The 6,264-nt window shown below is 37.9% G+C and carries 4 protein-coding genes, 1 tRNA gene and 1 pseudogene; 4 read left to right on the top strand and 2 right to left on the bottom strand.

Going from position 1 to position 6,264, the window contains the following annotated elements:
* The first annotated feature begins 287 nt into the window (after positions 1–287).
* Positions 288–359: transfer RNA gene (locus tag FJR38_RS05200), tRNA-Gly, on the top strand.
* Positions 360–539: 180 nt separating this feature from the next.
* Here the strand turns inward: FJR38_RS05200 and FJR38_RS05195 are convergent.
* Positions 540–1,316, bottom strand: a complete 777-nt coding sequence (locus FJR38_RS05195) for an RNA polymerase sigma factor SigF (RefSeq protein WP_168492466.1) — start codon at positions 1,314–1,316, stop codon at positions 540–542.
* A 726-nt stretch (positions 1,317–2,042) separates the two neighbouring features.
* Positions 2,043–2,873: a photosystem II manganese-stabilizing polypeptide gene (locus FJR38_RS05190; RefSeq protein ID WP_168492196.1), complete on the bottom strand. Its 831-nt coding sequence runs from the start codon at positions 2,871–2,873 to the stop codon at positions 2,043–2,045.
* 467 nt (positions 2,874–3,340) lie between these two features.
* Between FJR38_RS05190 and FJR38_RS05185 the strand changes: the two genes are divergently transcribed.
* The 3 genes and pseudogenes from FJR38_RS05185 to ftsZ form a co-directional block, all read left to right on the top strand.
* The gene (locus FJR38_RS05185) at positions 3,341–3,703 is read left to right on the top strand and encodes a hypothetical protein (RefSeq protein WP_168535798.1); all 363 of its coding nucleotides are present in this window, start codon (positions 3,341–3,343) and stop codon (positions 3,701–3,703) included.
* 269 nt (positions 3,704–3,972) lie between these two features.
* Positions 3,973–4,910, top strand: a pseudogene (locus FJR38_RS05180) (cell division protein FtsQ/DivIB).
* Positions 4,911–5,519: 609 nt separating this feature from the next.
* The coding region (ftsZ, locus tag FJR38_RS28190) for a cell division protein FtsZ (protein WP_371418148.1) at positions 5,520–6,264 on the top strand (745 nt) is incomplete at its 3' end.

Genomic DNA, 6,264 nt, shown 5'->3' with positions numbered 1-6,264 from the left:
GCCGAAAAACGAATATTTATTTATAACTATTGGCATCTATGCTAATTATGATCAACAGTTATTTCCCCAGCTTACATGATTTTCTTCTGTTTTGGCTAATTTATGCTTACTTACCCAATTGCTAAGAGGTAATTCTTTACTAAAGCTCTTGAATAAGCTGTTGTACATTCAATTTGCCCAATTTGAACAGTAAAATGACCGTACCACAATAGTTTCTTTTCAAAATAGTGTACAAATTATAGATTTTTTAAATTATTTATGAAGTTATGGTATAATAGCAGATACTTGCGGGCGTAATTCAGTGGTAGAATGTCATCTTCCCATGGTGAACGTCGTGGGTTCGAGTCCCATCGCCCGCTTTTATTGTGAAATGGCAAAATTATTTATCCGTGTTGACATTTCATGAACACACGCGCAACAAAGAATTTCTACGAAAAGGGTTTTCAGTAACGAGTACACAACTGCGTAAGTCAACCATTAAAAATTTGACAAAAGCTTGTGTAATCTGCTTTTTTAATTTTCAATTCCGCACTGCGCTATTAGTCTTCTGCTACACCCATAATAGTTTTCAGCAACTCCAAGCCCTTCTTAACTTGTCTAGAAACTGTCACAACACTAATACCCAAATGTTCTGCTACTTGTTTTTGGGTTAGATCTTGTAAAAATACACATTCAACCACATCCCTAGTGCGTTGTTCTAATTGGACTAGGGCTTGTTGTAAACGAATTTGATCTTCTTGGGCTAATTGAAAACTTCGGTAGTGGGGATCTGGAACTAATTCACCCAAACAGGTAGAGCCTTCTTCTCCGTCTTGGATAGGGACATCAAGACTCAAGGGAGCGCGATTAATCCATGCTAATTTAATTTCTTGCCATTCACTCAGAGAAATTTCTAATGCAGCAGCTAATTCTCCATCTGTAGGTTGACGATTATACTGCTCACGAAGAGAACGGGATATACCAACAGCTTGTTGTTGGAGTGCTAACCAACGTCTAGGTATTCTTACCGTCACACCTTTATCTCGTAGATAGTGTTGAATTTCACCACGAATATAGGGCATCGCATAGGAACTAAAAGCATTGCCTTTAGAAAGTTCAAATTTCTCAATCGCCCGAATTAAGCCCATAGAACCTACTTGAAGCAAATCATCATAGCTCTCTTGGCACTGATTAATCCAATAATGAGCTTCTTTTCTCACTAGTCCAAAATTAAGGTTTACTAGTTGATTGCGAACTCTCTCCGAGCGACATTGTTGATACTCTCGCAACAACTGTGAAATTTCATGTTTTAGTTCGTTGGTGGCTGTAGTAGGCATAACATTTTTGTTTTTAAACGAGTAAGTTGGTATGATATGAGCGTTTGTTAACTTAGTGGCGATCGCAGCGATCGCTCTAGACATCAGAACTATATTTAGATAAATGCTGAGATTGGGAATTTATAAAACCCTATGTCAAACAAAAGTTTTGACTGTGCAAAATTGTCTTCAGGCTTTTTACTCAACTCAGTTGGGTAAGTTTTGTAGTTTATCAAACAACCGTCCTAGAATTAAAATATACAATTAGCGATCCAATATTAAACCGAGATTGTACCTATATTTAACTAATTAGCCATGAGATTTGCTTATAGGTCTTGAAAATTCGGAAGCGGCGATGATTTCCAAGGTTTAGACTGTGATTATTTTTGTTTATTTGCTCTATTCTCTTTTTCAAGGCGCGATTGACTGAGTAAGATTACGTAATTAACTCCTTAAATTCATCTCAACTTTAAATTCCAAAAAGATAAAATTTTAAATCAGTAAATTTACGCTCATATCAAAAGTCCCTAGTTTTTCCAAAAAAAAACCAAGATGCACTTTGTTCATAATGTGCATCTTGGAAAGGGAATTCCAACAAATAAATTTCTTTGGAGACTGGTTAAAATGCCTGGACTACAAAAATAATCAGAGATTTTTTTACTTGAGATTCCTTAAACCGGATTTGTTTCGCAAGCTTAGGGAGGTAATCTTGAAGATTGACACACTCCCATAAGATTCTAGAAATATTTAGACGCGAGGCTCAATCCGAGCATAGAATAAACCACGAATCTTCACTTCTTTAGGTTCACCAGCACCTAAATCTGTATCAGATGGTTGCTCACTCTCGAAAGTACCAGCTATTTCACCAGAAATATTATCTACTTTGGCTACTTGCAAAGAAATTTTACCGTTGAGAATGTCTGCTTTCTTGACATTAGTACGAGTAAGTTCTTCATCATCAGATTGGGCTGGTAGAGCTACAGCATTGTCGTAACCGCTAACAACACCACGACCTTTAGGATCTAAGAAAGCAGCACCACGATAGGAAGGTACTTTGAAAGTTCCTTCAAAGTCAGTAGATGTATTGATGCTAGTTAAATTAGGTTGTGTTTGGGCAACTAAGTTTTTGATCGTAAACAAGAAAGGTACTAATTCACCACCAGGAAGTTTAACAGTGATAGCCTGGAAATCAAGACCATCTTCTTCTGTAAAGGTAAAACTATTATCTGGATTGATGTTGAGCCGACCTTGTACTTGGTCAATAGTAGAAGTATACCTAGTCATAATTTTACCAGGTACAAATTCTGCTTCTTGACGTTTGTTTGCAGGTTCTTCTTTAACAAAGAAATTTGTTGGTTCTAAACACAGTTCTTTGATGGTGTATGTCTGCTTAGGATCAACTGCAATCGAACCGCGACTAGTTTCAGCCAACTGAGGGCATTTGTTAGCCAACCCAGTGCCGCGAATTTGTTCATAAGTTAGGACATCACGTCCACTAGTAGATGGTGCATCACTGCAAGCAGTGATTAAACCCAAGCATATAGCCAAGAAAGCAACAATTAAAGCGCGATACCTCATGGTCAACCTCAATGTCAAAAATTAATATCTAAGTTGTCAAACTGCTTTGCTAAACGTAATTAAACGCATTGCGTCTCTGAGTCTAGAATTAAAACCATAGACTAAGCAGCGAACCACATCCATTTTTGATGATGTATATGTTGCCAGTAAATACATCAAGAGTATTTGGATAGGGAAATTAGCCTGATCATACGATTTTTTTTAACTCAAAATCAAAGCACTCTAGTGGTTAAATTTTGCTGTTATGCAGCACAATTTATGGGAAAGCCTTCTCTACATTACCACCAAGGATTCTTGTTACTTGAGAATCGCCAGAAAGTTTAAATTGCTAATTAGGGTATAGGTAACTCAACAGCTTTGTGTACTGGTGATCAAGTTGATGCTGGTATGCAGCAATTCTGACTTTTTTATTGATCAATTTCGTAAATTTTCCAGTATTGTATTAGTTTTATGGAGTACAGCGTTCCATGAACCATGATCAAAATTGGGAATCTAGAGATTTATCCCAACAGTTACAGGCTATTTCCACTACGGTTCAAGATGCAGCACAGACCTGCGAAGGCGATGTAATTGCACTATTGGGTTTATTGCGTCATTTAGAAAAGTTACACAAAGAAATTCGGGATGGAGTGTTTCAGGAAAATTTACCTGATAATCGTCAAAGACTCTACTCACTTCTAAAAGATATTGAGTCTGAGGGGGGATGGCCTTATATCGCCCGGATGCGAATACAAACTTTGTTAGTTAATTTATCGGAGGAAGTTAATAATGAGGATGCTATTCCCAACTACACCCATGATGTTTTCCGGATTGATAACTCCTCAGAATAGGGCAACCTTGAAAACTAACCAATCAAATATTTCTGGATTTAATGGTGATCACATCATCATTAAATATAGATTGCTTCCAAATTAAACTAGTATCGCAGGGCGGAATTAAAAATTAACAATTAAAAGTTAAAAAAGCAGATTGAACAAGCTTTGTGCAAATTTTTAAGGGTTGGTTGATTTACGCCGTTGTGTACTAGATTATCTTGGATAAATTCAATTTCTCTTATAAGCAAAATAACTCGTACTAATATTTTTAAGAAGAGGATTATATGGCGGGGATATTATCAGTTTCTCGGACAAATCTTGCTCAACGTCGTAAAAAATTGCGTCGGCAGCGACAAATTAAAATTATCCAGGCGATTTGGCGAACAGTTGCTGTGACTGGATTTGCATCTGCTTTGTTCTGGGTGGCAATCCAACCAATGTGGGTATTAAAGGATTCAGAGCAAGTAGTTATAAAATCCGGTGATCAAGTCTTGACACAAGAGGATATTAGTTCATTGTTGGAGCTATCCTATCCCCAGTCTTTATGGCGGATTGAACCCTCGCATATTGCTGAAGCTTTGAAAAAGAACCCACTATTGCCGAAGCAAATGTTAGTCGTCGTCTGTTTCCACCTGGATTAATGATTGAAATTCAGGAACGAGTCCCGGTAGCGATCGCTGTACGCGCTGAAGACATCAACCAAATCCGCAAAGTTAACACAGTAAATAATTGTATAAAAGCCAATTCATCTAAGAAGTCCCTGAATATCAACCCTTGTTTACAAAATCTTAGTGGAGCAAATCAACAAGGTGAACTAGGCTTACTAGATGTTCATGGAATATGGATGCCCATCACTAGGTATATGTCAATTAATCCCCAAGCAAAATTGCCCCAGTTGATAGTGATTGGCTCTCCGGCACAATACAAAATCTTCTGGACTCAACTGTATGAAGCTATCAGCCAAAGTTCTCTAAAAGTTACAGAAATTGATTTTCAAGATCCCACAAATTTAATTTTGAAAACTGAATTAGGAACTGTGCATTTAGGTGTCGCTAGTAACAAATTACCTGAAAAAATTCGGGTACTTATGCAAATGCGCCATTTACCCACTCAAGTTAATTCTAGTAATATAGATTATATTGATATAAAAAATCCGGCTGATCCATTAGTACAAGTGAATCAGAAAAAACCAATCTTAGACATCAAGAAATCAAAGAACTGAACAAAATACCAATCCGTTGAAGGTAAGAATCTTTCTTTCGGCTGTGCTACTCCTCTTTTTGCCTCATCCAGATGAATGTTCCTAACTAGTAATTGAAGAGACTAACTTTATATTTTGGCAAATGGGTATATATTATACATAATATAGATACACGATTTTTTAGTCATTAGGTTCAGATATATTGCTAGGGCTGAACCTTATTAAGTTATGGTGCTGTCTGCACAGGATTTGAGTTAAGACTATTGTCGAAATTATCTGGTACTGACAAAAAGCATGAGATAAATAAACATCTATGCTTTTTGGAACTATACTTTTTAGGAATGGGGGTTATCAAAATCAGCGGCTGATATCATCAACTATACAGCTAATCATCTAAACAATGCACCAATAAAAGAGTCAGAAGGCTAACGGGCTTAATAAGCTGTTATACAGCTTAGGTTTTATACCTAGCTCAGTTATGAATTTTCATATCTTACCTGCCATAATGTAGGCTGGGAAGTAATAAAAACAATAAATAACAGTGCCATAAATTCTGGCAATGTCAAAATATAGTTGACTCTTAGGTGAATCACACCGAGAAAAGTCGTTTATCTACCTTTCACAAATCCAATGACACTTGATAATAACCAAGAGCTTACCTATAACTCTCAAGCTGCGGGACAACCAGGGTTTTCTCTGGCAGTTAACTCAAACAATCCCTTTAATAATTCAGGGCTAAACTTTACCCAAGGTCAAGATCACAAGCGGATGTCTACTGAAAATAGCGGTATTGGTGAAATTGTTCCAGGGCGTGTTGCCAATATTAAAGTGATTGGTGTCGGTGGTGGTGGTGGTAATGCCGTCAACCGCATGATTGAGTCTGATGTATCTGGAGTAGAGTTTTGGTCAATTAATACTGATGCTCAGGCGCTGACTTTAGCGGGCGCTCCTAGCCGATTGCAAATTGGCCAGAAATTAACTAGGGGATTGGGTGCGGGGGGAAATCCTGCCATTGGTCAAAAGGCGGCTGAGGAATCTCGTGATGAGATTGCTACAGCTTTAGAGGGTGCAGATTTAGTATTTATCACTGCTGGCATGGGGGGTGGTACAGGTACAGGTGCAGCCCCAATTGTGGCAGAAGTAGCGAAGGAAATGGGCGCTCTTACTGTTGGTGTTGTCACTCGTCCATTTATTTTTGAGGGACGTAAACGCACGGGACAAGCGGAGCAAGGTATTGAAGGGTTAAAAAGTCGGGTAGATACTTTAATTATTATTCCCAATAATAAGTTGTTAGAGGTGATTCCTGAACAAACCCCTGTGCAAGAAGCTTTTCGCTATGCCGATGATGTTTTGCGTCAAGGTGTGCAAGGGATCT

Source organism: Anabaena sp. UHCC 0253 (assembly GCF_009712085.1).
Lineage (GTDB): Bacteria > Cyanobacteriota > Cyanobacteriia > Cyanobacteriales > Nostocaceae > Dolichospermum.
This window is presented reverse-complemented; position numbering and strand designations above follow the sequence as displayed.